The organism is Paraburkholderia sp. Ac-20340 (assembly GCF_017104965.1).
In the GTDB taxonomy this organism is placed as follows: Bacteria; Pseudomonadota; Gammaproteobacteria; order Burkholderiales; family Burkholderiaceae; genus Paraburkholderia.
Map to the genome: position 1 here is coordinate 1 of NZ_JAAGPR010000038.1, position 24,333 is coordinate 24,333.

The window sequence follows — 24,333 nt, forward strand, 5'->3', positions numbered from 1 at the left end:
ATCGCACGGCGGTTTCGCCACGCCAGATTGTGAACGTGGCGGGTTGGTCGAGGACCTTGCTGAAATCGACAGCGGGATCGGTACTCGATAGCTCAACGGTCAGATTGAAGGGACTGCTGATGCCCTCATCCAGCTGAAAGCTAATTACGTCGAAATCCAGGCCATTGCTTGTTTGAAACGTAAATCGTACTTCGCTCTGATATGGCATAGGCATTTCCCTTTCGGCTATTTTTTAGGAAAACGAATTTACATAAAGACACATGGCTACTGGAAAAAATAATCCGGTAGCGATGATAAAACTCCACCAAATTTGCATACTGATGCGCATCAAAGAAGACATCGAAATCAGGGCACGGGACGTGAGAAAAATCCGTAGAAGAGAAAGCGAATACCTCGCACCGACGCCTCTCGATGATCAAGTGGACCGGTAATCCCGATAGCGCTCGGTGAGAACAACTTGAGCCTTCAGTATCACAGGTCAAACACGCCTATCAGCACGCGTCGATATAACAACTGGCTGGCGTACGCAGATATCCAGCGTGCACCACGCCACACCCCATGCCACCACCAGCAACGTTGCGGACACAACCAGCGACTGCGCCAGTCCATGCATAAACAGCGCTGTTTGCGGATGCCGCACGAAAAAGCCAAACAAGGCCACGCCCATCACGCCGCCCACCTGACGCGCGGCATTCAAAAGCCCCGACGCGATGCCCGCCTGCTCGCGCCTCACCGCCGCCAGCATCGCATTGGTGATCGTGGGCACCGCCAGCGCGATGCCGCCGCCTGCCAGCAACATCGGTGCGATCAGCCCGGCATAGGATTGCGCGGCCAGCGCGGGCAACATCGACAGATAACCAACCACGGCAATCGATAAACCCGCCAGCGTCAGCCGCCGCGCCCCGATGCGATTCACAAGCCGTCCCGCGGCAATATTCATCACGACCAGCACCGCCATCATCGGCAGGAACGCCAGACCCGTGCGCTCAGGCGTGAAATGCCAGATCGACTGGAACAACAGACTGAACGTGAAAACAACACCATAAAACACGAGATTCGCGATCAGGCCGATCAACGTCGTGCCGCTCACCGTGCGATTCGCAAACAAGTCGAGCGGCAGCATGCCGCAAGGATGGCGCGCTTCGATACGCACAAACACCGCGCCCGACACCACGCTCAGCGCAAACGCACCCCAGATCAGCGGGCTTTGCCACGACAGGCTACTGGCCTGCGTCAACGCGAACGCGAGTGAGGCGAGCGCCAGCGCACCGCTCACCTGTCCGAGCGGATCGAGACTGCGCCCGGCATGTCCACGCGTAGGCGGCGCATGACGCCACGTCATCCAGACGCCGATCAAACCCACCGGCACATTGACGAGAAAAATGCTGCGCCAGCCGAACGCGGCAATCAGCAGCCCGCCGATCACCGGGCCGGCCGCGAGCGCCGTGCCACCGCCCGCCGCCCACCAACCGACCGCGCGGCTGCGCGCCCCGGCGTCGTGAAATGCCTCGCGCAGCACCGAAAGCGAATTAGGCACGAGCAGCGCCGCCCCCAACCCCTGCACAAGCCGCCAGCCGATCAGCGCCGCCAGCGAATGCGCCAGCCCGCAACCCACCGAAGCACAAGTAAACAGCACATAACCCGCCGCGAACACGCGCTTCGCACCGCAGCGGTCGCCCAACGCGCCCGCCAGCAGCAACGCCGATGCGAACACGAGCGCATACGCATTGACGACCCATTGCAGCCCGGTGACATCGGCGTGGAAGGCATCGCGTAACGTGTCGAGCGCCACGTTCACCACGCTCACGTCGATCGACACCACGACAAACCCTAGGCACGCCGCAACTTGCACAAAGCCAGCACGCGACGGCGCCGACGCTGGACGAATAGATGACATCGCTCTTTCCCCAAATCGTAAAACGTCAGCCTAAGCCACCGCGTTCTGTGCGAATATTCCCCAAACCTGCACAGTCAATGAGAGAAACTGCACCGATGTTCGACTGGGAAAATCTCCGCTATTTCGTGGCCGTCGCGCAGACCGGCAGTCTTTCGGCGGCCGCGCGTCGCCTGAAGGTCGATCACGCCACCGTCGGCCGCCGCCTGAGCGCGCTGGAAGCGGAACTGGAGATTCGTCTGGTCGACCGCCTGCCGCGCGCGTGCCAGTTGACCTCGGCAGGCCGCCAGATCGCCGAACTCGCGCAGCGCATGGAAACCGAAGCGTTCGCCATCGAGCGCCTTGCGCGGGCGGATCAATCGCCGATGCACGGCAAGGTCACGATCAGCGTGCCGCCGGTGCTGGCGAGCAACTTCTTCGCCACCACGCTGGGCGCGTTTGCGCAGCGGCATCCGGGCATCCAGTTGTCGCTGGCCAGCGAGGCGCAGCGCGTGTCGCTCGGGCGGCGCGAAGCGGATATCGCCGTGCGTCTCGCGCGCCCGGACGAGCCGCGCAACGTCACGCGCAAGCTCGGCACCATGGTCTTCGCGCTCTATGCGAGCCGCGCTTACGCGCAGGCCGCGCAGCCCGCCGACTGGGCCTTTATCGCCTACGAGGCGCGTCTGGCCGACATGCCGCACGAGCAATGGCTGCGCGCCGTGGCAGGCGGGCGCCCGATCGTCTGCGAAGTCAGCGACATCACCACGCAGCAGGCGGCGGCGCGCACCGGCATTGGCGTTGCGGGTCTGCCCGTGTTCATGGGCGATGCCGACCCGGCGCTGCAGCGCCTGCCCGATGCGGGCGAAGCGTTCTCGCGCGATATCTGGCTGGTCGTGCACGACGATCTGCGCCACGCTCCGCCGATTCGCGCGGTGATCGATTTCATCGCCGAGGTGGTGGGCAAGACATTCAAGGCGCAAAAAACTTAAGTACGGCATTCATTTAATACGCATTCCGAAGCATTATTTTTACGCCGCATCGACTTCTTACCGACCATGACGAGATTGTCGTCCACACGACAATCTCGCCGTCAATCCACGCGCCCGTTAATAATTAGAGTGTCGCCCCCACGTTTCCCCCAGGGTGACGTTTACGTACGACCGTACAAAAATAATCCCCGTCTGACAGACATTCCGGACAATCTTGCGAGCCCTACCTGGTGTGTGGAGAGGCAATCGGTGAACGAGCAACAGCCTGAACTTGCGATCCGAATCCGTTCTGCGGCGCGCCGCCGTTTCCCTTGCGCGCCCGCCTGGCCTCACCGGCAAGACGTCCTTCCCGTGTTACCGCAGCAATCCCCGTAACGACGTCCGCATGACGCGTCGACGCCGGCCTCGCGCAGTATCACAAGGCCGGCACCCCGCACGGAAGGCGCAAACGCGCCGCTTCCGCGCCCCCTGACGCGCCGCGACAAGAGAAGTGCACGAATCCAATTACATTCAAGCCATTCCAGTCGATCAGGATTCCAAAATGTCAAAACGCAATACGCTACGCAAGAAACTGCTTGCCACCGGGGTCGCAGCGACGGGGCTGATGGGCATGGCGAGTACCGCGCATGCGCAAAGCAGCGTGACGCTGTACGGTATCGTCGATGCCTCGCTGCTCTATACCAGCCACACGATGAACACCACGACCGGCCAGAACGCAGGCCATCAGTTCTCGTTCACGGACAGCGGCATGACGGGTTCGAGCTTCGGCCTGCGCGGCGCCGAAGATCTGGGCGGCGGCCTGCGCGCGATCTTCACACTGGAAAGCGGGATCAGCGTCGCCAGCGGCGCCTTCAACAACTCGAACGGCAATATGTTCGGACGCCAGGCCTGGGTGGGTATCGACAGCCCATACGGCACGATGAAGGCCGGTCTGCAATATTCGCCGTTCTTCCTCTCGCTCTACGACACCGACCCGCGCGGCATGTCGTATTTCGGCAGCGGCCTTGTGAGCTACGTGAATAACGTCTATGTCACGGGGCTTTTCAACAGCAATTCGTTGACCTATACCTCGCCGGAAATCGCCGGCATCCAGGCATCGGCGATGATGGCGCTCGGTGGATCGGCGGGCGACTTCCAGGCCGGCCGCCAGTACTCCGCGAGCCTGCGCTATCACCTGGGCGGCCTCACGCTGACCGGCGCGCTCTACAACGGCAATTCGGGCGGCAGCGCGGCCAGCACGCCGGTGCCGAGCACGGTCGAACTCGTCGGCCGCACGCTGGGCGCGACGTATCGCTTCGAAAACAGCCTGACGGTCTCCGCTTCCTACGCGCTCTACAAGGTCGCGGGTTCGTTCGACAACAGCGTCTATTCGGGCGGCCTGAGCTACTTCGTCACGCCGTACCTCAACGTGAACGCGGGCGCGTGGTACACACGCGACGGCAACAACGGCGCGAATCACTCGATCATGACCTCGGCGGGCGTGCAATTCTTCCTCTCGAAGCGCACGACGCTTTACGGGCAGGTGGGCTACGTGAACAACCACGGCCGCATGGACACGGGTCTGTCGATCAACAACGCGCTCTATGAAGTCAATGGCTCGACCGTGGGCGCAAGCCTCGGTATCCGCCATATGTTCTGATCGCGGCTCAGGCAACGCACGGCCCGAGTAACAACGGGCCGCGGTGTTGCCTGGGCGTTGCCTGCGTGTTGCCAGGGTGTTATCGATTCGTTGCGCTCACACCTTCATGCCGGGCAGGTTGAGCGAGGCAGTGTTGCCGCCGTCCACGGGCAGCGCCTGACCGGTGATATAGCTGGCGTCGTCGCTGGCGAGAAACGCGATGGCTGCGGCCACCTCTTCCGCGCGGCCAGGGCGGCGCAATTCGCAGCGATAACCGAGCCGGTCGGTCTTGTTCAGTTCGCGCGCGCGTTCGAATACGGGCGCCGTCATGCCGGTTTCGATCAGACCGGGACACACGGCATTCACGCGAATCTGCGCAGTCGCGAGATCGCAGGCGCTCGTCATCGTCAGATTGATGACGGCCGCCTTTGACGCGCTGTACGCATTGCCGCCCGCGCCCGAGCGCACGCCCGCCACGGAGGCCACGTTGACGATCGCTCCTTGTCCGCGCGCGATCATCGCCTGCGCGGCCCATTTGGTGAAGTGCACGACGCCCATCAGATTGACCGCGAGGATCTGCTGCCAGACCGCCGTATCCGTTTCCGCGACGATCGAGTAGTCGCCGCCCGCAATGCCCGCGACATTGCACAGCACGTCGATCTCGCCAAAGCGCGCGCGCACGTCGGCGACGCAGCGCGCCACGTCGTCCTCGCGCGAAACATCGACTGCACCGTGCCAGACGCGTGCGGCGTCGAAGCCCGCGGCCACATCGGCGAGCGCACCGGCTTGCCGGTCCACCAGCGCGAGCGTCGCGCCCTCGTCATAGAGCCGCCGCGCCGTCGCGCGGCCGATACCGCTGGCCGCGCCCGTCACGATGGCGACCTTGTTGGTGAAACGCATCGTCCCTGCCCTCCGATTCGAGTTCATGATGAAAGCACGAATTCCGATTAGCAGAATCTTTGTCTGCATTGCAGAATCTATCGACGTGAATTGAACCCGTCAAGGCGATACAGCGCCCCCGAAAATTGCTCGCTGCACTGCGCAAATCATGTGTTGTGGGTAAAAAATCACGTCATGCCAGATTTGCGAACGATCGTTTGGTATTTTCCCCAGGCTGACTGCACTGCAGAATTCATTGCCCAATTGACCCTGGCCGCACTTCGATGTTTCAGGCCCGTTCCAGCAGCAACCGCATGATCGAAACGCCTGCCGCTACACCGGAATCCCGTCATCACCCGGGCGCGCGGCAGTTCAATCTCCGGCCTTGCCATCGGATGTCACGCAAGGCCCGTGTTCGGGAGGTCACGGTGGATCTGTTTTTGCAGCAGGTGCTCAACGGCTTGACGCTCGGAGGCATTTACAGCCTCGTGGCGCTCGGCCTCACGCTCGTCTACGGCATCATGGCCGTGCCGAATTTCGCGCACGGCGCGTTCTACATGGTCGGCGCATTCGCCGCGTTCTATCTCACTTCGCGCTTTGGCCTCGGCTACTGGACGGGGATGGCCGCCGCCGCCGTGTGCGTGGCCGTACTCGCCATGCTGGCCGAGCGCCTCGTGTTCCACCCGCTGCGCAACGCCCCCGAACTCGCGCCGATGATCGCCGCCATCGGCCTGATGCTGTTTCTCGAAGCCGCCGCGCAGGCGCTCTGGGGCACCGACTTTCATCGCATGTCGCCGCCGTGGAGCGGCGTGCTCGAATGGAACGGCGTGATTGCGCCGATCCAGCGGCTGCTGATCATCGCCGGTGCATTCGGGCTCGTGCTGGCGCTGCAACTGTTCCTGCATCACACCGTTGCGGGCTCCACCATCCTCGCAGTCGCACAGAATCGCGAAGGCGCAGCGCTCATGGGCATCGATCCGCGCAAGGTCGGCATGGCCACATTCGCGCTCTCGGGCGTGCTGGCCGCCGTCGCCGCAGCGCTCTATGCGCCGATCAATCTCGTCTATCCCGCCATGGGTCAGTTAGTGATCCTGAAGGCCTTCGTCATCATCATTCTGGGCGGCATGGGCAGCGTGCCCGGCGCGGTGGTGGGTGGTCTCATCATCGGTCTGGCGGAAAGCTTCGGCGCTTTCTATGTCTCGCCCGATTACCAGGACCTGATTGCCTTCGTGCTGCTCGTGGCGATCCTGTCGCTGCGTCCGCAAGGGCTCTTTTCGCGGGAGATGCGCGCATCATGACGAACACGCCCAACCCTTCCATGACGCGCCATCTCGGCTGGATTGCGCTCTTTGCCGCCGGTCTGGTGCTGCCCTTTCTCGTGCGCAACGATTATTCGCTGACGGTCATGTCCACGGCGTATATCTTCGCGCTCGCGACCATCGGCCTGAATCTGCTGACGGGCTACACCGGGCAGTTCAATCTCGCGCACGGCGGTTTTATGGCCGTTGGCGCCTATACCGTGGGGATCCTCACCGTCGATTATCAGGTGCCGTTCTGGCTGGCCTTTGCACTTGCAGGCGCGCTGAGCGTGGTGCTGGGCTTCTTCGTCGGCATCGTGTCCTTAAGGCTCAAAGGCAATTACTTCGCGATCTTCACGCTCTGCGTGGGCTACATCATCTTTCTCGTGATCGAGAAGTGGGACAGTGTCACGCATGGCGTGGTGGGCATTATCGGCATTGCCGCGCCGCCCGATATCGGACCGATCTCGTTCGAAAGCCCGCGTGCGCTGTATTACCTCACCTTCGCGTTTCTCGCCGCGGGCCTGTGGATCATGCATCGCATCGTGCATTCGCTGCTCGGCCATACCTTCGTGGCGATCCGCAACAGCGAGCATCTCGCGCAGGCGCTGGGCATCGATCTCATGCGCAACAAGATGCTGGCGTTTCTGATCTCCACGTTCTACGCCGGCATCGCAGGCGGTCTATATGCGGGCTTCGTGCGCTTTCTCGGCCCCGATCTCGCCAATATCAGCCATACCTTCGACATGACGATGTATGCGGTCGTGGGCGGCATCGGCACGCTCGCCGGCCCGCTGCTCGGCGCGATTGCCTTGCCCTGGCTCACGCAGTCGCTGCAATTCATGCAGGACTATCGCTTCCTCGTGTTCGGTCCTTTGCTGATCGTGCTGCTGATCTTCCTGCCGCGCGGCCTTGTGGGTCTGTATCAGAGCGCACGCAGCCGCTTCGCGCTGCGCGACGTGGCCGCGCCCACCGCGCGCCGTGCGACTTCCAGCGGAGACGGCCATGCTTGAAATCACCGCCCTGTCAAAACAGTTCGGAGGCCTTAAGGCCGTCACGAACGTCACTACGCGAATCGACGAAGGACGCGTGAACGCCATCATCGGGCCCAATGGCGCGGGCAAGACGACGTTTTTCAATCTGATCAGCGGCATGTACCGGCCAAGCGCGGGGTCGATCCGTCTGCGCGACAAGGACGTGAGCGGTCTGCGTGCCGACCAGATGGCGCGGCTCGGCGTGGCGCGCACGTTCCAGGCGACGGCGTTGTTCGAAACGGCATCGGTGCTGGAGAACCTGATCGTCGGGCATCGACTGCGCACGCGCTCGAATCTCTGGGACGCGCTGCTGCGCACCGCGCGCTGCAAAAACGAGGAGCGCATCTGTCGCGACAAGGCGCGCGAAGCGCTCGATTTCGTCGGCCTCGCGCATCTGGAGGCGAAGCCCGCAGGCGGCATCACGCAGGAGGAACGCAAGCGCGTGGCCATTGCGCTCGCGCTCGCCACCGATCCCACCCTGCTGCTGCTCGACGAACCCGCCGGCGGCGTGAATCCCGAGGAAACCGATGGCCTTGCCGCCTTGATCCGCAAGATCGCGCGGCGCGGCATGACGGTGTGCCTCGTCGAACACAAGATGAGCATGATCATGAATCTCGCCGACAAGATCATGGTGCTCGACCACGGCGAAAAAATCGCCGAGGGCACGCCCGATGAAATCCGTAAAAACCAGGCGGTGATCGACGCCTATCTCGGGAGCGAACATGCTGACATTTAATGACGTAAGCCTCGATTACGGCAGCTTCCGCGCCCTGCACGGCATCAATCTGCGCGCCGACGAAGGCGAGCTGGTGGTGCTGCTCGGCGCGAATGGTGCGGGCAAAAGCTCGATCTTTCGCGCGGCCAGTGCGCTTGGCAAAGCGAGCACGGGTCGCATCCGCCTGAAGGATGTCGATCTGGTCGGCAAACGTCCCGCCGATGTCGTGCGCGCCGGCGTGATTCATTGCCCCGAAGGCCGCAAGCTGTTTCCTGCAATGTCGGTGCTCAAGAACCTGATGCTGGGGGCGTATCCGCATCGCCGCGATCGTGCGGGCAACCGTCAGCGCCTGGACGAAGTGCTCGCCCTCTTTCCCGATCTGGTGAGCCGCAAGGACGATCCCGCCGGCTCGCTCAGCGGCGGCCAGCAGCAGATGGTCGCGATTGGCCGCGCACTCATGAGCCGCCCGCGTGTACTGCTGCTCGACGAACCTTCACTTGGGCTTGCGCCGCTCGTCGTCAAGCAGACTTTCGAGGTGATCCAGCGCATCAATCGCGCGGGCACGACGGTGCTGCTCGCCGAACAGAACGCGCACGCCGCGCTCAAGATCGCGCATCGTGCGTATGTCGTGGAATCGGGCCGCATCGTGCTGGAAGGCACTTACGAAACGCTCGCCGGTAACGAAGCCGTGCGGCGCGCCTATGTGGGCGGCTGACGCCCCTCATTTCTCCATTTCGATTCAGCGGTACTTCATCGTCACTCCTTCGAGGATACGTTCATGATCGTCAGGAAGCTGTCTCTCGCGCTCGCTGGTACATTCGCCGTTTCGCTGATGCTTGCCGCGCCGACCATGGCGCAGGAAACCGCAGTCCATATCGGCTTCTCCGGGCCGCTGAGCGGCGGCGCCGCGAAATACGGCCAGGAAGTGCTCGAAGGCATGCAGATGGCTGTGGCTGAAATCAATCAGGCCGGTCTCGTTGTGGGCGGCAAGAAGATCAAGCTCGATGTGGTCGCGCTCGACGACCAGTACAACCCGAGCGAAACGGCCATCAATGCGCGCCGTCTTTCTCAGGAATACAACGCCAGCGTGCTACTGGTGCCGCACTCGGGCGGATGCTACGCAGTCCAGACTATCAATCAGCAGCAGAAATTATTACTGCTCGCCTACACCAGCGTGCCGCAACTGGCCGCGCGCAACAATCCGCTCACTATCCGCATTCCGCCTGAATTCACCTCGTATACACCTGCCTTTGTGAAGTACGAGATGGACAAGTTCGGCAAGGACGCCGCGATTGCGAACACCGATACCGATTACGGCAAGGCCTGGACGGCCGCATTCAAACCGGCATGGCAGGCAGCGGGCGGCACCATCGTCGCGGACAATCCCATGTCGTATAACCGCGCAACCGACTTCTATAGCGGTGTGAGCCGCGTGCTGGCCAGCAAGCCCAAGGTCATCTTCGTGGGCGGACCTTCGGAGCCCACCGGCCTCATCATCCGCCAGGCGCGCGAACTGGGCTTCAAGGGCGGCTTCGTGGTGATGGACCAGGCCAAGCTCGACGAAGTCGCGAAGATCGCGGGCGGCTATGGTGCGCTCGACGGATCGATCGGCGTGATGCCGATTGGCGACGATCCCTCGCCCGACGCGAAGTCCTTCGTCGCGCGCTTCACGAAGACGCATGGCGGGCGCATGCCGACCCAGGAAGCCTCGCTCAACTACACGGCCGTGTGGGCGACGGTGCAGGCGATGAAAGTTGCAGGCACAACCACCGACGCCACCGCCATCCGCAAGGCCTACGATCAGGCGCTGAAGTCGCTCTCCGCGCAGAACAATCCGCATGGTCTTTCGGGCGTGGATGCGCGTGGCGGCATCACCATGGGCCGCGCGGTCGTGGCCGTGGTGGAAGGCGGCAATATCAAGGCATTGCCCGATACGGCGCTGGCCGCCGCGAAGTAAGCGTTTCGATCCTGTTCATGTTTGTGAGGTTTGCGGGCCGCCCAAGCCGCCCGCGTTGCACTTGCGAGGTCACATGACGACATCTGCCGCTACGCTCGACGACTTTGTCGTCGGACTGTGCTTTCCCGAAGCGCCGCGCTGGCATGCCGGCCAACTCTGGTTCTCCGACTTCTATCGCCACGAAATTCTGTGCGCCGACGCGCAAGGCCAGCTCACGACCATCGCACATGTCAATGCATGCCCAAGCGGTCTGGGCTGGCGACCCGACGGCACGATGCTGGCCGTTTCCATGCACGATTGCCGCCTGCTGAACGTGTCGAACGGCGAAACCCACACGCTCGCCGATCTATCGGCTTACGTGCCTGGCCCCTGCAACGACATGCTGGTCGACGAAGCGGGCCGCGCCTATATCGGCAATTTCGGCTTCAATCTCTATGCGGGGGAAACGCCGCGCGGCACCGATCTGCTTTGCGTTTCGCCCGATGGCAAGGTGCACGTGGCTGCGCGCGATCTGGCATTTCCCAATGGCATGGCGCTCACGCCCGATGGCCGCACGCTGATCGTCGCGGAAACGTTCGGTCAACGGCTGAGCGCATTCGACGTCGCGCACGACGGTACGCTGTCGCGCCGCCGCGTCTTTGCAGACCTCGAAGGCAGTTATCCCGATGGCCTGTGCCTCGACGCCGAAGGTGCGATCTGGGTGGCGGATGCGCGCGGCAATCGCGTGCTGCGCGTGATGGAAGGCCGCGGAATCATCGAGTCGATTTCGATCGAAGACCAGCAATGTTACGCATGCATGCTGGGCGGCGGCGATGGCCGCACGCTTTTCCTCTGCACCGCGCCTGGGACGGGGCCTGAAAATGGCGCGCGTCGTGAAGGCCGAATTCGCACGGCGCGTGTGGATGTGCCGCGCGCGGGTTTGCCTTGATTCGATAAACGAGGCGCGCCATGCGTTTGAACAAGCAGGCGCGCGTCTCAATCCGCGTTTCTATCAATACGCGCGGGACGGTTTGAAGCTCTCGCGCAATTCCCGCTTGAGCACTTTGCCGATGGCGCTACGCGGCAAGGAATCGGCGATAACCACTTCAGCCAGACGCTGCATCTTGCCCAGCCGCTCGTTTGCCCAACCTGCCAGTTCCGAGGCGTCCACCGTCGCTTCGGCATGCAAGGTCACAAACGCCACCGGCGTTTCCCCCCAACGCTCCGACGTCACGCCCACCACGGCAGCTTCAGCAATCTGCGGATGTTGCAGCAGCACCTGCTCGAGATCGCTCGGATAAACATTGAAACCACCCGAGATGATCATGTCCTTCTTGCGGTCCATCAGCACGAGAAAACCGTCTTCGTCGAAACGGCCAATATCGCCGGTTCGAATAAAACGCTGGCCGTCGCGGTCGTACCATTCGGCTTCGGCGGTCTTTTCGGGCTGGCGATAATAGCCAGTCATCATCGTCGGCGAACGGCCCACGATTTCGCCGATGCTGTCGCGCGGCAACTCATTGCCCGCCGGGTCGATCAATCGCATTTCGTGACCCGTCATCACACGGCCCACCGTATGAAGCTTGTCAGGGTGTAGTTCCACGCAGAGCTCGCACGACGCGCCGCCTTCGGTCATGCCGTAAAACTCGGTGAGACTGCCCGGCCAGCGGCGCACTACGTCGGCTTTCACGCGCGCGCTGAACGGCGCACTCGTGCAGGACTTCGAAACAAAATTCGACAGATCATAGCGATCGAAATCCGGCTCGGCCATCAGGCGTTGATACTGTACCGGCACGAGCATCGTATGCGTCGCGCGATATTGCTGCGCGAGCGCCAGATAACCCTTCGTGTCGAATTTCGGCATCAGCACGACCGTGCCGCCCAGCGCGAGCGTGGGAAAGAAACTCACGAGCGTGGTGTTCGAGTAAAGCGGCGTCGAGATCAGCGTCACGGCTTGCGGACCGTAGCCACGATCCACGCTGCGCTGCGCATAGGCAAAGCGCATCGCATGCGATTGCACGATGCCTTTGGGCAATCCCGTCGTGCCCGACGAATAGATGATATTGAACGCCCATTCGGGCCGCACATCGACATGACGTGGCACCGCGCCGCGCGGCGCAAGCCAGGCGTCGATGCCGGTGGTGTCTTCGGCGTCGCCTTGTGCATCCAGTCTCACGCTGCGCACGGTGGGCGGTTTTTCGGCGCGTTTCAGCGCCGTACGCACATCGGCGTCGAGAAACAGCACGCGCGCGCCGGCGTTTTCGATCATGCCCGCGAGGCTGTCCGGGTGCGAAGACGGGGCAAGCGGCGCCACGGCCGCGCCCGCACGCAGCGCGCCCAGAAACACCGCGACATACCAGGGCGATGCCTCGGCGCAAATCGCCACCACGTCTTCAGGCGCGATGCCATCGCGTTGCAGCGCGCTCGCGCATCGATCGATCATTGCGTCGAGATCGGCGTAGCAATAAGTCTTGCCTTCGCAGATCAGCGCCGCATGCTCGCCCTGCTCCACGGCCAGCCGCCGGATCTGGTCGCCGATGCTCGCAAACGCAACATCGGCGGAATTGGAAATCGCGGTCATAGGTTCGCGCTCCGCGGCTTAAAGATAAGCCGCCAGTTCCATCTTGGCGATGGCATTGCGATGGACTTCATCAGGGCCGTCCGCGAGGCGGATCGTGCGTGCGTTCGCATAGGCACGCGCGAGGCCGAAGTCGTCGCTCACGCCCCCGCCGCCATGCGCCTGAATCGCCCAGTCGATCACCTGGCAGGCCATCGCGGGCGCGGCCACCTTGATCATGGCGATTTCCTTGCGCGCCGCCTTGTTGCCGACCGAATCCATTTTCCAGGCCGCGTGCAGCACGAGGAAACGCGCCTGATCGATCAGGATGCGCGCATTGGCGATGCGTTCGCGCGTCACGCCTTGATCGGCAATCGCGCGGCCGAATGCGGTACGCGTGGTCGTGCGTTTGCACATCGCTTCCAGTGCGCGTTCTGCGCGGCCAATCAAACGCATGCAATGATGAATACGGCCCGGTCCAAGACGCCCTTGCGCGATTTCAAAACCACGGCCCTCGCCCAGCAGCACATTCGTTACGGGCACACGCACGTTTTCGAACAGGACTTCGGCATGACCGTGCGGCGCGTCGTCGTAGCCGAACACCGGCAGATGGCGCAGCACCGTGACGCCTGGCGTGTCGCGCGGCACCAGCACCATCGACTGGCGTTGATGTCGATTCGCGCCCTCGGGATCGGTTTTACCCATGAAAATAAGGATCTTGCAGCGCGGATCATTCGCGCCCGAAGTCCACCATTTACGCGCGTTGATGATGTAGTGATCGCCGTCGCGCTCGATACGCGCTTCGATATTCGTTGCATCCGACGATGCCACGGCCGGTTCCGTCATCGCGAACGCCGAACGGATCGTGCCATCCAGCAGCGGTGCGAGCCATTCGCGCTTCTGCGCTTCGTTGCCATAGCGCAGCAGCGTTTCCATATTGCCCGTGTCCGGCGCCGAACAATTGAACGGCTCCGCGCCAATGGCGGAGCGTCCCATGATTTCGCACAGCGGCGCGTATTCCAGATTCGTCAGGCCATCCTGCCCATCGTGAGGCGGCAAAAACAGATTCCACAGACCCGCGGAGCGCGCCTTGTCCTTCAAACTTTCCATCACCGGCGCGAGCTGCCAGGGATTGCCCGCGCGCCGTGCTGCGTCCATTTCGGCGGCGAATGCCTGCTCTGCCGGATACACATGTTGATCCATGAATGCCGTGAGACGCGCCTGCAATTCCTTGACCTTGTCCGAGTGTTCGAAGTTCATAAGCCTTTTCCGCGTGAATTGTCAGCCTGAATAAATACGGGAATGCGCGCGCCTTACTAGCGCATGGCATCGACCGCGCGTGCGAGTGCCCACGCCTGTTCCGCGAGCGGGCGCGTGCGCCGCCCGGTTTCGAGCGCGAGCGCATTCGATGCGTTGCCTTGCAGTGCGCGCGCCATCACGCCCTGCAGAATGCCCACCAGTCTGAACATGTTGAAAACGAGGTAGTAGCCCCAGTCCGCTTCCGGGACGGCAGCATTCGATGCGCGCGCAACGGTTGCCAGATAGCGCTGCAAATAGGTCTCTTCGTCGGGAATGCCGAGCGCAACGAGATCGAGGCCGACGAGCCCGCGCCGCGCACCGGCCTGCATATGCCAGATCATGCAGTGATAGGCGAAGTCGACCAGCGGATTGCCGATCGTCGATAACTCCCAGTCGAGCACGGCAAGAACGCGCGGTTCGCGCGCATGAAAGATGACGTTATCGAGCCGGTAATCGCCGTGCACGATGCGGCGCTCGTCGCCTGCGGGAACGTGTTTGGGCAGCCAGTCGATCAGGCGATCGGCGGCATCGATACGCTCGGTTTCCGAAGCGCGATACTGGCGCGTCCAGCGCGCCACCTGCCGCTCGATATAGTTGCCCGCGCGGCCGTAGTCGCTCAGCCCCACTGCGTCGGGATCGACGGAATGCAGCGCGGCAATCACGCGATTCATCTCGCCAAAGATCGCGCCGCGCGCTTCGCGCGTCATATCGGGCAGCGCCGCGTCCCAAAAGATGCGGCCCTCTACATACTCCATCAGATAGAACGGCGTGCCGATCACCGCGGCGTCCTCGCAAAGCGCATAGGCTTTGGCGACGGGCACCTCAGTGTGTTCGAGCGCGCGAATCACGCGATATTCACGCTCCACAGCATGCGCGGAAGGCAGCAGCGTACCGGGCGGCTTGCGTCGCAACACATAGCGCGCGCCCGTCGCTTCGAGCAGAAAGGTGGGATTGGACTGACCGCCTTTGAACTGCTCGACGCGGATTTCGCCGCTAAAACCGTCAACGTGTTCGCGCATCCATTGCCCCAGACGCGCGACGTCGAAAGCGTGCGCGGGCGCGACAGGACGCGTCCCGCTAAAGCTCGACTGAAGATCGATACTCATGAAATCGACAGGCCTCCGTGGACGGTTCAGCCGCTGATTCGCGGTATTGCGCCGTCGTTAGATGATTCTGCAAAGCGATCATGAATTCTGCACTGCAGAAATGCTAACGCGGAGGCCAAGGTGCTGTAAAGCACCGATGTGGCTTGAAAGATTGGGAAAAACCCCACTGGCAGCGATGCGAAATGAGCGCCAGTGTTCTCGGATGAAGCGGTGTTGCGCGACTCATCGCGCATGCGACATAGCCTGCGAATTCCGCCATGCGGAAATCACGTATGTTTAGGCACCACGCTGCTTTAGTCGCAAGTACACCGCATTTAATACGGATGACTAATCATATTGAGCAAAAAAAGCGCGAGCATGCAGCCCGCGCCCTCTACGCTTATTGACCCGCGATGGCCGCCTCAAGCCGGGCGATCATCTGCAACAGACGCGGTTTCACTTCGTCGAGCAGGAATTGTTGTGTAAGCGAAAAGGAAGGTCCGCCCACGTTGATTGCCATCACCGGCAGGCCGCCGCCCGGTTCGAACGCACGCGCAATGCCATTGACATCCTTCTGCCATTCGCCGAACGAACAGGTCACGCCCAGTTCCGCGTGATCGCTCACGCCCTGCTCGATGCCGCGGCGCACGGCCGGCCACGCCACATCGTCGAGTTCGCGAATCTGCTCCATCACGTCCTCGCGTTCACGCGCGGGCACGGCGGCGAGCCACGCGCGCCCAATCGCCGAAGTCGCCAGCGGAATGCGCGAACCCACGTCGAGCGTCAGCGCCAGCGCCGCCGTGCTGCGGCAGCTCTCGATATACAGCATCGAAAGGCGGTCGCGCACGCCCAGCGAAACGGTGCCGCCCGAGAACTCCGAAAGCTCCTGCATCATGGGCCGCGCCAGCTTGCGCACGTCCAGGCGCGCGAGCATCGAACTACCGAGCGCAAGACAGGCCGTGCCCAGACGATAGCGCCCGGTGTCGTCCAGATGAATCAGATAGCCCAGTTTCGTGAGCGTCATCGTCAGCCGCGAGACGGTGGATCGGGGCAGCTTGCAGCGCTGGGCGATTTCCTGGTTGGTCAGCGCCGTATCGCCGCCACGAAAACAGGCGAGGACGTCGAGCCCGCGTGCAAGTGCGGTGACGAAGTGGCGATCTTCCTTGTGAGCGCTTGCTCGGGCCGGCTTCTGCGCGGTGTCGGACATTGCAATAGTGGGAAATAATGGTCGCGGTGGGATCGCGAAATTATATTCTGTATCGCAAAATCGACTGGCGGCGTCAATGGGTGGGCCACCCTAATCGCGGGCTCACCCCTAGAACAATTGCCGCAAGCCGATACGCGCCACTACTTGCCGCCCATTCGCCGACAACGCCCCATTCGACACATCGCCCAGCGATGCGGTCGCCGCCACCGGATTGCCCCACGCGTCGAGCGTGGCGCCGCTCGCCAGTTGATAGCCCGCGAGCGCATAGAGCCAGGTGCGCTTGCTCAGCGCATAGAACGCCGAGAGATTGAACTCGTGATACTGCGCGCGCCCGGCTGCGCCCACCGAACTGCGATGCGTATAACCATAGCCGCCCGCCACGCGTAGCGCCGCCGTAGCCTGCCAGCTCAACGTTGCCTGTGCGGTGTCGAAGATCGCGCTGCCGGCGAATAGCGAACCCGCGCCACCGTTGTAGCGCGCATTGCTCCAGTTGAGTCCGGCCGTCAACGCCTCATAGCGATACGACGCTGCGGCGGCGAACACATCGAGCCGCGCCGCGGACGCAAACCCTTCGTTGATCGACGAAGAATAGAAGCCGTCATAGCTCCCATTCCACGTGCCTTGTGACGGATCGCTACTGGCATGCAAATACGCTGCGCCAAGATTGAACGGACCATTGCGATACGCCAGCCCGACGCTCCACGCATTGCGCGCTGCAATGCTGCCCGCTTCGCCGCCAAAACCGTAGACCGCTTCGAATTGCAGGCCGTATCGGCGCGGGCTCGCGTATTTGATCGAGCTGTTGATGCGCGCGTTGTTATCGACATTGTCGATATCGCCGGGATGCGCAGCCATGCCAGTCAGAAAACTGGTTGGCCCGATCGCGCCGACCATATCGACGATTGCATCGTATTGGCGGCCCAGCGTGATCGTGCCGAGACGTTCGCCAGCGATTCCCATGTAGGACTGCCGACCAAATAGCCTGCCACTCTGTCCCGCTGCGCCCGTGCCCAGATTGAAGCCGTTTTCGAAGTAGAACAGCGCCTTGCGGCCCGCGCCCAGGTCTTCGAAACCGATCAGGCGCCAGCGGTCGCCGTTCCACGTCCCGCTCTGGAAACCATAGACCGGACGGCCGGCGTACGCGACCGGCGCCCCCGCCGCGCCCGCCGTCTGCGCCACGCGCACATTGCTGCTATAGCCGAAGCCGCCATCGACGATACCCGAAAGCGTGATGCTGCCCTGTGCGGCTGCAGCGCCCGAAAACGCTGCCGCGCCACCACACATCGCGAACATCGCCAGCCTGCGCGTGCCCGTTTCGAACACCGTCATACCTTCTCGACCTGCGATGCTTCAGCCGATGCAGTGACACGGCGTCGCCCACGCCGCACGACGCTGATCAGCAGGCCGATCACCAGCAACGCCACGAGAATGCCGCCCGGCACCATCACCGGTTGCAGGCGCGCGAGCAGCGGACGCGGGCCGCCGTTGCGCGCGATCGCCACGTCTTCGACCGACACGTGCACATCGGCGTTGCCGTATTGTGCGAGCACGTAATTGGCAATCGATGCAATCTGTTCGTCGGTCAGCGGCTGCACGTACGACTCTTCGCCGAAGTTCGGCATCAGCACATGCTGGCCGCCGGTTTCCCGGTCCACGCCGTAAAGCATCGTCGCCACCAGATTCGACGGATTGAGCGAGCCCGTAGCCGTATTGGCAGACAGCGACGGATACGCCTGGCTCGGGCTGCCCTTGCCGTCCACGCGATGGCAACTCGCGCAATAGCCGCTAAAGAGTGCAGCGCCCGTCGTGAGCGTGCCGTTGGCGTTATACGGCTGCATGCCGCGCAAGCCGGTTTCGACGCTCGCCGACGCGCCATGGGCGAACGCCGGCTTCGTCTCGTGCGGATCGCGAATTGGCGTGGTGCTGCGCAGATACACGACGATGGCGGCAAGATCGTCATCGGAGAGATATTGCAGGCTGTTCTGCACCGCCTCCGCCATCGGCCCCGCTGCTTGATTCTTGCCCGGCGCGCGACCGGTTTTCAGGTAGCTCACGAGTTCCGCGTCGCTCCATGCGCCGATCCCGCTCACCACATCCGAGGTGATGTTCGGCGCGTACCATGCGCCCAGTTGTGCACCGCCCAGATCCTGCTTCGCGTCCTCGGCCATCATGAAGTTGCGCGGCGTGTGGCAGGCACTGCAATGCGCCAGCACGTTGGCGAGATACGCGCCGTGGTTCCATTGCGCGTCGTGCTGCGGGTCCGGCGCGAAGCGTCGATCGTGCAGATACAGCGTATTCCACGCCGCCATGGAAGCCCGCACGCTGAACGGGAACGGCAGTTTCGTTTGCGGCGCGGCTTGATCCACAGGCTCGACGCCATGCATGAAGTAGGCGTAAAGCGCGTGCACATCGTCATCGGTCAGCCCCGTGTACGACGTATAGGGCATGGCCGGATAGAGATGCGCGCCGTCCGCGCGCACGCCTTCGCGCAAGGCCCGTGCAAACTGCACTTCCGTATAGCGGCCGATTCCCGCCGTTTTCGACGGCGTGATATTGCTCGAATAGATCGTGCCCATTGGCGATGCAATACCGTAACCGCCCGCGAACGGCTTGCCGCCATTCACCGAGGTATGGCACGCCATACAGTCCGCCGCGACCGCAAGCTGATGACCTTTCGCGATCAACGCGGGATCGGCGTCGTTGGTATCGGGCGTTTGCGCGCTGGCGAATTGCATCGCGCCCATCAATCCCGCTGCTGCGAGCACGACTACAGCGGCGCGCTTCACGCGCGCGCCAATTTGATCAGCAATCCTCATGGCTTACCCCTTCAAGCTGGCCGAGATCGAATCGGCCGCCTTGATGGCGAGTGCGGCCATCGAGAGCGTCGTATTTACGACCGAAGCGGAAGGCATGGCGCCGCCGCCCGGCAGCCAGAGATTGTCGTGATCGTGCGCGCGGCAGTTGCCATCGACGACCGAATCCTTCGCGCTCGCACCCATGATGGTGCCGCCCATGATGTGATTGTTCGCGTTGAGCGCGGTCGTGATATTGAATTCCACGGCATTAAACAGGCTGCCGATATGCTCGAGCTGCTTGTGCGCCGCTTCCGCGCCCTTGCGTACGTAATCGCCCACATCGTAGTGAATATCCGGGCAGGCGAGGCCGAGCGGGTCCACGCGCGTCTTGCTCAATGTGAGGCGGTTGTCCGGATCGGGCAGCGGTTCCAGGCTGATCGAAAGATCGACGCCATAGATCGCGCGGCGGCGAATCTCATCGTCGAGTTCCTTGCCGACCAGGCCGAGCTTGAGCGCCTGTTGCGTCGCCGGACCGACGCGCGAGATGTTATTCAGAATCATCTTGTTCGCCGAATACTGCCCGCGGAAATCGCCATCGCGCGGCCCGACGATACAACTGCTCTGCGCAGGACCACGGCCAAGCCACATCGGCTCGTTCGCGAGGAACGTGCAGTGAAAACCCGAGTGATCCATCATGTTGCGGCCCACATGATCCGACGAATTCGCAATGCCGTTCGGATTGCGCTCGTTGGCGGCGAGCAGCAGCAGACGCGGCGTTTCGATACCGTTGCAGGCGAGCACGAAACGCTTGCCGCTGGCCTTGTGCGATTTACGCGCCTTGTCGTACCAATGCACGGCGGTGATGCGGTTATTGGCATCGGTGTCGATGCGATACACCACCGATTCGGCGAGCACATGCGCGCCCTTGTGCTCCGCGCGCTGCACATGATGAATGCCGTTATACATCGCGCCGATCGGGCAGATCGGCTGGCAATTGTTGTTGCCGCAACAAGTTGGGCGACCGTTCCACGGTCGCGTGCTGCGCGCCTGCGGAATGGGAATCGAGTGATAGCCGTGCGCGTTGACGATCTCCGCGAAACGCTTGTCGCCGTGGCCCCAGGGCACCATGTCCATCGGATACGGGCGGCTGCGCTCGGTGGGCGACTGCATCGCGGGATCGTTGGGACCGGCCACGCCCAGTTGCTCTTCGGCGCGGCAGTAGTACGGCTCCAGTTCGTCGTACGGAATCGGCCAGTCGCGGCCCACGCCGTAAGTCGACTGCATGCGGAAGTCCACCGGCAGATGGCGCCAGCACGAAGCGGCCCAGTGCCAGGTCGTGCCGCCCACGGTGCGCAGATAACCCTGCTGGAAGCTCTTGCCGTCCGGGCCGCTCAGGCCCACGTAATCGTTCTTCGGGAAGTACAGCGGCGCGGGCGCGTGTTCGGCCTGCGGATAAAGGCCCTGAAAATCGGAGCCAACGCGATTGTCGAACGGCATGTTGCGCCAGTTCTCCACGGCCTGCGCGCGTTCGATGCGCAGACCGGCTTCGAGCATCAGCACGGAATGGCCTTCGCTGACGAGTTGATCGGCGATCAGGGCGCCGACCACGCCGGAACCGACGATCACGATATCGGCCGTGACATCGCCATTCGCTTCAAATACGGGTGTTTGCATGGGGTATGCGGGTTGGGTGCGCGAAGGCTTAGGCGGATCGGTGGGCGGTGGCGTGCTGGGCCGCCTGGGCGCGGCGCGCGGCGGCAACCGCAGGCGGCGCGACATCGGCGGGCGGCGGCGCGGCGGTCCACCAGAGCGGGCCGTTTGCGCAGTACGTGGGCGGGCTCATGCCGTCACCGACCGTGCCGTACATCAGCGCATTCGCGTAAGTCACCATCACGGCTTTCGTGCCGTGGCCGACCGTGCCCGTGTACCAGGCCGTGACGATGGCGAGCGCCGTGTCGCGCAGATGCGCTTCGTCGGCGCTGTCGAGCAGTTGCTGCGGCGTCTGACCGGCGTGCATGCGCTGCGCGAGCGCGGCGGCGCGCGCGGCGAAACCGCGGTCGGCATCGCTTAGTGCGGTAAAGAGTCGTGCGCCGATGTCCGCGTCCAGATTCCGGTGACCGGTGAGCGCCTGCGAAACGGCGACGAAATCCGCAGCGGCAAACGGCGCGCCCGCGAAGGCGCGCGGCGCGACGGCGAGAAAGCCTGCGTGCGTCAGCGCGGCCACGAGGGTCTTGAGCACGGTGCGGCGGCGAGCGTTATGACGCGCGCCTGGCGTGACGTCACCGGCAAACGACGAGGTGATCTTTTGCATTTTCCTGAATGGTTACGCGGCGCTGCCCGCACGACCCGACGCCGCGCGGCACTGCCCCAACGATGCCCGCGACCGCGCGTAAAACTGCGCCACCCGCCTGTTGCGAGCGCGCAGGGGTGCGACGATCTGAAGCGGCGCGAATTATGGAACCGGTTCCATAACTTCGTCAAGCAGAGAACCGTTGCGAAATTTGCAATAAATCTCCACGTGAAGATTTTTTAGGGGATCGATCGCAGGGAGAAACGCAGGAAGTCGCACACAGAACCGGCTGCGGCAAAAGCAAAACGGCGGCCAATCTGGCCGCCGTTTTCGCGTATGCAAATCAGGAAAAGGTGATCAGGCGTCGTTCAAATCGTCGAGATTGCGGCCGCGCGTTTCGGGAATATGGAAGGTCGTCAGCACGCCGATCAAGCTCAGGACTGCGACATAACTGGCGAGCGGAATCCACGCGAGCACCGTGCCGTGCCCCGCGCCCCAATGCGTCGTGGCCCACGCGATGATCGACGCGCCCACCAGCGGCGCAATACCGCCCGCCACCACCGCCGATAATTCGCGCCCCACCGCCACGCCCGCATAGCGATGCTGCGCGCCGAACAATTCGGGCAGCAGCGCGCCTTGCGTCGCGAACATGCCCCAGACGCCCGCGAGCGACACACAAAGCATGGCGATGCTGGCCGTGGCGTTGCCCAGACTCAGCACCCACCAGGTCGGAAACGCCAGAACAAGCTGATAAACCGCGAAGATACGGTAGCTTCGCACGCGCCCGATACGATCGCTAAGGAGTCCTGCCAGCGGAATCACGATAGCGCCGGACGCCCCCGCCAACAGCAGCGCAAGCGGCCCGATCTGCCCTTTCAGGCCGGTTGCCGTAGCGATATAGCTGATCGCCAGCGATTGATAAATCGACGATCCGCCGTTCTCGGCCATGCGCAGGCCGATCACCTTGAGCACGGTGGGCTTCGAATTGCGCATCAAGTGGCGCAGCGGGCTCTCCTTTACCTGCTGGCGCGCTTCGAGCCGCGCGAACGAGGGCGATTCACGTAGACGCAGCCGAATCCACACCGCCACGGCAATGATCACCGCGCTCAGCAGGAACGGCACGCGCCAGAGCGGCGTTTGCGAAATATCCTCGACACGCACCAGCGCGAAATAGATCGCCGCCGCCATGACCGTGCCGAGCAGCACGCCCATGAACGGCAGCGCCGCGAAGTAACCACGCCGTTGCGGCGGCGCGAATTCGGCCATCAGCACGGCGGCACCCGCCTGCTCCGCGCCCGCACCCAGACCTTGCAGCAAACGGCAGCCCACCAGCAGAACCGGCGCCCAGATGCCCACGCTCGCATAAGTGGGCAACACGCCGATCAGCGTGCTCGCCACGCCCATCAGCAGGATCGTCGCCATCAGCACGAACTTGCGCCCGTAGCGGTCGCCCAGCGCGCCGAACAGGATGCCGCCCACCGGCCGGATCGCAAAGCCGATGAAATAGGCGCCGAAGCTGGCAATCAATCCGAGCGCAGGGTCGCTCGACGGAAAGAACAGCGGACCGAAAATCAGCGCGGATGCGAGGTTATAAAGCGCGAAGTCGTAATACTCGAGCGCGCTGCCGATCGACGCCGCCCAGGCCGCGCGATAAAGATCGGCCGAGCTGACCTGGGTCTGCGTTGCGCGGTCCTGCGTTGCGCGCTCATTCGTGTGCGGATTCACACGCGCCCCTGTGCCGTCGATGGCAATCGATTGATGCTTCATATTGTCTCCTTCCATGTCCACTCCTGTACATGCAGGTGGAGCCGTTTGCGGCTTCCCTCCGGCGCCCGTCTGACGCGGGCTGCCGGACGCATTGCCTCGTCAGGCGGCGGCGCGTTCGGCCTGCGCAACACGCTCGACTCGCTCGATTTCATCGAGCAGCGCCGTGCGCATCGCCTCGAACGGCGCGGGCCGGTCCGTGTAAAGCTCGATTTGTCCGCAGAATTGATGCAGCAACATGCGTGTGCCGTCGACCGTCGCGCAACCCGCCGCGGCCGCATCGCGGATCAGACGCGTTTGCACCGGCAGGAACGCCGCGTCCATCACAAAGAGATGCGAAGCCAGTTGCCGCGCCGCCAGCGGGCTGGCATCCGGCGCACGAAAGCCAGCCGCCGTGGCATTGACTACGCCATCGAAAGCATGCGGATCGAAGTCCTCTAGCGCGCCGCCAAAACGCAGACCGAAGGCCTCGGCCAGTGCCTGACCGCGCTGCGCCGTGCGATTGAACACGGTCAGGTTCGCACCGGCGCGCTTCGCACCCCACGCAATCGCGCGCGCCGCGCCGCCTGCGCCCAGCAGCGCGATACGCTTGCCCGGCAAGCTGGTGACCTCTTCAAGCGCACGCACAGCGCCGACGCAATCGGTGTTGTAACCAGTTAGCTGTCCCGATCGATTGTCGATGGTGTTCACCGCGCCGATCTCGCGCGCCGTTTCATCGAGCGCATCCAGATACGGAATGACCGCCTGCTTATGCGGCATCGTCACGTTCATGCCACGAATACCGAGCGTGCGAATGGCCTGGATGGCGAGCGGCGCGTCGTCCACACCAAAGCTCACAAAAGTGTAATCGAGCCCAAGCGTGCGATAAGCGGCGTTATGCACTTTCACGTTGAAGGTAAACGGCTGGCCTGCTAGCGAGCCGCAAAGTACCGGTATCGAATGTGGCATGGTCGAAAGTAGAAAAGTCGGAATGGCTATAAGTGAGTCAGCTTTA

20 protein-coding genes and 1 pseudogene are annotated in these 24,333 nt (G+C 63.0%); 8 read left to right on the forward strand and 13 right to left on the reverse strand.

Going from position 1 to position 24,333, the window contains the following annotated elements; all coding sequences use genetic code 11:
• Together G3N59_RS31455 and G3N59_RS31460 are read right to left on the reverse strand one after the other, a co-directional pair.
• Positions 1-208 (reverse strand): annotated as a pseudogene (locus G3N59_RS31455) (type VI secretion system tip protein VgrG); the annotation flags it as partial.
• A 270-nt stretch (positions 209-478) separates the two neighbouring features.
• Positions 479-1,897: an MFS transporter gene (locus tag G3N59_RS31460; protein WP_205986754.1), complete on the reverse strand. Its 1,419-nt coding sequence runs from the start codon at positions 1,895-1,897 to the stop codon at positions 479-481.
• A 77-nt stretch (positions 1,898-1,974) separates the two neighbouring features.
• On the opposite strand from G3N59_RS31460, the gene G3N59_RS31465 reads away from it, so the two are divergent.
• Both G3N59_RS31465 and G3N59_RS31470 read left to right on the forward strand, forming a co-directional pair.
• The gene (locus G3N59_RS31465) at positions 1,975-2,862 is read left to right on the forward strand and encodes a LysR family transcriptional regulator (protein ID WP_346777970.1); all 888 of its coding nucleotides are present in this window, start codon (positions 1,975-1,977) and stop codon (positions 2,860-2,862) included.
• 541 nt (positions 2,863-3,403) lie between these two features.
• Positions 3,404-4,501 carry a porin gene (locus G3N59_RS31470; protein WP_205986755.1) on the forward strand — a complete coding sequence of 366 codons (1,098 nt, stop codon included), beginning with the start codon at positions 3,404-3,406 and terminating at the stop codon, positions 4,499-4,501.
• Between the two features lie 96 nt (positions 4,502-4,597).
• Here the strand turns inward: G3N59_RS31470 and G3N59_RS31475 are convergent, their stop codons facing one another.
• Positions 4,598-5,380: an SDR family oxidoreductase gene (locus G3N59_RS31475; RefSeq protein ID WP_205986756.1), complete on the reverse strand. Its 783-nt coding sequence runs from the start codon at positions 5,378-5,380 to the stop codon at positions 4,598-4,600.
• 407 nt (positions 5,381-5,787) lie between these two features.
• Here G3N59_RS31475 and G3N59_RS31480 point away from each other — a divergent pair, with 407 nt between their 5' ends.
• The 6 genes from G3N59_RS31480 (at position 5,788) to G3N59_RS31505 (ending at position 11,291) form a co-directional block, all read left to right on the forward strand.
• Positions 5,788-6,657 carry a branched-chain amino acid ABC transporter permease gene (locus G3N59_RS31480; protein WP_205986757.1) on the forward strand — a complete coding sequence of 290 codons (870 nt, stop codon included), beginning with the start codon at positions 5,788-5,790 and terminating at the stop codon, positions 6,655-6,657.
• Positions 6,654-7,670: a branched-chain amino acid ABC transporter permease gene (locus G3N59_RS31485; protein ID WP_241024526.1), complete on the forward strand. Its 1,017-nt coding sequence runs from the start codon at positions 6,654-6,656 to the stop codon at positions 7,668-7,670. Before G3N59_RS31480 ends, G3N59_RS31485 begins: the two co-directional genes overlap by 4 nt.
• A complete protein-coding gene (locus G3N59_RS31490) occupies positions 7,663-8,427 on the forward strand; it encodes an ABC transporter ATP-binding protein (protein ID WP_205986758.1) in 765 nt (254 codons plus the stop codon). Before G3N59_RS31485 ends, G3N59_RS31490 begins: the two co-directional genes overlap by 8 nt.
• Entirely contained in the window at positions 8,414-9,121 is a 708-nt protein-coding gene (locus G3N59_RS31495; protein ID WP_205986759.1) for an ABC transporter ATP-binding protein, read from the forward strand. The genes G3N59_RS31490 and G3N59_RS31495 overlap by 14 nt, the downstream gene beginning before the upstream one ends.
• A gap of 63 nt (positions 9,122-9,184) precedes the next feature.
• The gene (locus tag G3N59_RS31500; protein ID WP_205986760.1) at positions 9,185-10,363 is read left to right on the forward strand and encodes an ABC transporter substrate-binding protein; all 1,179 of its coding nucleotides are present in this window, start codon (positions 9,185-9,187) and stop codon (positions 10,361-10,363) included.
• 73 nt (positions 10,364-10,436) lie between these two features.
• The gene (locus G3N59_RS31505; RefSeq protein WP_205986761.1) at positions 10,437-11,291 is read left to right on the forward strand and encodes an SMP-30/gluconolactonase/LRE family protein; all 855 of its coding nucleotides are present in this window, start codon (positions 10,437-10,439) and stop codon (positions 11,289-11,291) included.
• A gap of 63 nt (positions 11,292-11,354) precedes the next feature.
• Here G3N59_RS31505 and G3N59_RS31510 read toward each other — a convergent pair whose 3' ends face one another.
• The 10 genes from G3N59_RS31510 to aroE form a co-directional block, all read right to left on the reverse strand.
• The gene (locus G3N59_RS31510) at positions 11,355-12,923 is read right to left on the reverse strand and encodes a class I adenylate-forming enzyme family protein (RefSeq protein WP_205986762.1); all 1,569 of its coding nucleotides are present in this window, start codon (positions 12,921-12,923) and stop codon (positions 11,355-11,357) included.
• Positions 12,924-12,941: 18 nt separating this feature from the next.
• Positions 12,942-14,159 carry an acyl-CoA dehydrogenase family protein gene (locus G3N59_RS31515; protein ID WP_205986763.1) on the reverse strand — a complete coding sequence of 406 codons (1,218 nt, stop codon included), beginning with the start codon at positions 14,157-14,159 and terminating at the stop codon, positions 12,942-12,944.
• Positions 14,160-14,215: 56 nt separating this feature from the next.
• Positions 14,216-15,304, reverse strand: a complete 1,089-nt coding sequence (locus tag G3N59_RS31520; protein WP_205986764.1) for a phosphotransferase — start codon at positions 15,302-15,304, stop codon at positions 14,216-14,218.
• Positions 15,305-15,683: 379 nt separating this feature from the next.
• Entirely contained in the window at positions 15,684-16,490 is an 807-nt protein-coding gene (locus G3N59_RS31525; RefSeq protein ID WP_205986765.1) for an IclR family transcriptional regulator, read from the reverse strand.
• Between the two features lie 108 nt (positions 16,491-16,598).
• Positions 16,599-17,783 carry a porin gene (locus tag G3N59_RS31530; RefSeq protein ID WP_205986811.1) on the reverse strand — a complete coding sequence of 395 codons (1,185 nt, stop codon included), beginning with the start codon at positions 17,781-17,783 and terminating at the stop codon, positions 16,599-16,601.
• Positions 17,784-17,815: 32 nt separating this feature from the next.
• Positions 17,816-19,306 (reverse strand): cytochrome c, encoded by a 1,491-nt coding sequence (locus G3N59_RS31535; RefSeq protein WP_205986766.1) that lies wholly within the window; start codon positions 19,304-19,306, stop codon positions 17,816-17,818.
• 3 nt (positions 19,307-19,309) lie between these two features.
• Entirely contained in the window at positions 19,310-20,959 is a 1,650-nt protein-coding gene (locus G3N59_RS31540) for a GMC family oxidoreductase (RefSeq protein WP_205986767.1), read from the reverse strand.
• A 28-nt stretch (positions 20,960-20,987) separates the two neighbouring features.
• The gene (locus tag G3N59_RS31545) at positions 20,988-21,596 is read right to left on the reverse strand and encodes a sugar dehydrogenase complex small subunit (protein WP_205986768.1); all 609 of its coding nucleotides are present in this window, start codon (positions 21,594-21,596) and stop codon (positions 20,988-20,990) included.
• Positions 21,597-21,932: 336 nt separating this feature from the next.
• Complete coding sequence (locus G3N59_RS31550) at positions 21,933-23,357, reverse strand: MFS transporter (RefSeq protein WP_241024528.1); 1,425 nt, start codon at positions 23,355-23,357, stop codon at positions 21,933-21,935.
• 84 nt (positions 23,358-23,441) lie between these two features.
• Entirely contained in the window at positions 23,442-24,287 is an 846-nt protein-coding gene (gene aroE / locus G3N59_RS31555) for a shikimate dehydrogenase (RefSeq protein WP_205986769.1), read from the reverse strand.
• Positions 24,288-24,333 lie beyond the last annotated feature (46 nt).

Coding starts and splice junctions, on each gene's coding strand:
- G3N59_RS31460 (WP_205986754.1), bottom strand. CDS start 1,897: ATGTCATCTATTCGTCCAGCGTCGGCGCCGTCGCGTGCTGGCTTTGTG.
- G3N59_RS31465 (WP_346777970.1), top strand. CDS start 1,975: ATGAGAGAAACTGCACCGATGTTCGACTGGGAAAATCTCCGCTATTTC.
- G3N59_RS31470 (WP_205986755.1), top strand. CDS start 3,404: ATGTCAAAACGCAATACGCTACGCAAGAAACTGCTTGCCACCGGGGTC.
- G3N59_RS31475 (WP_205986756.1), bottom strand. CDS start 5,380: ATGCGTTTCACCAACAAGGTCGCCATCGTGACGGGCGCGGCCAGCGGT.
- G3N59_RS31485 (WP_241024526.1), top strand. CDS start 6,654: ATGACGAACACGCCCAACCCTTCCATGACGCGCCATCTCGGCTGGATT.
- G3N59_RS31490 (WP_205986758.1), top strand. CDS start 7,663: ATGCTTGAAATCACCGCCCTGTCAAAACAGTTCGGAGGCCTTAAGGCC.
- G3N59_RS31495 (WP_205986759.1), top strand. CDS start 8,414: ATGCTGACATTTAATGACGTAAGCCTCGATTACGGCAGCTTCCGCGCC.
- G3N59_RS31500 (WP_205986760.1), top strand. CDS start 9,185: ATGATCGTCAGGAAGCTGTCTCTCGCGCTCGCTGGTACATTCGCCGTT.
- G3N59_RS31505 (WP_205986761.1), top strand. CDS start 10,437: ATGACGACATCTGCCGCTACGCTCGACGACTTTGTCGTCGGACTGTGC.
- G3N59_RS31510 (WP_205986762.1), bottom strand. CDS start 12,923: ATGACCGCGATTTCCAATTCCGCCGATGTTGCGTTTGCGAGCATCGGC.
- G3N59_RS31515 (WP_205986763.1), bottom strand. CDS start 14,159: ATGAACTTCGAACACTCGGACAAGGTCAAGGAATTGCAGGCGCGTCTC.
- G3N59_RS31520 (WP_205986764.1), bottom strand. CDS start 15,304: ATGAGTATCGATCTTCAGTCGAGCTTTAGCGGGACGCGTCCTGTCGCG.
- G3N59_RS31525 (WP_205986765.1), bottom strand. CDS start 16,490: ATGTCCGACACCGCGCAGAAGCCGGCCCGAGCAAGCGCTCACAAGGAA.
- G3N59_RS31530 (WP_205986811.1), bottom strand. CDS start 17,783: ATGTTCGCGATGTGTGGTGGCGCGGCAGCGTTTTCGGGCGCTGCAGCC.
- G3N59_RS31535 (WP_205986766.1), bottom strand. CDS start 19,306: ATGAGGATTGCTGATCAAATTGGCGCGCGCGTGAAGCGCGCCGCTGTA.
- G3N59_RS31540 (WP_205986767.1), bottom strand. CDS start 20,959: ATGCAAACACCCGTATTTGAAGCGAATGGCGATGTCACGGCCGATATC.
- G3N59_RS31545 (WP_205986768.1), bottom strand. CDS start 21,596: ATGCAAAAGATCACCTCGTCGTTTGCCGGTGACGTCACGCCAGGCGCG.
- G3N59_RS31550 (WP_241024528.1), bottom strand. CDS start 23,357: ATGGAAGGAGACAATATGAAGCATCAATCGATTGCCATCGACGGCACA.
- aroE (WP_205986769.1), bottom strand. CDS start 24,287: ATGCCACATTCGATACCGGTACTTTGCGGCTCGCTAGCAGGCCAGCCG.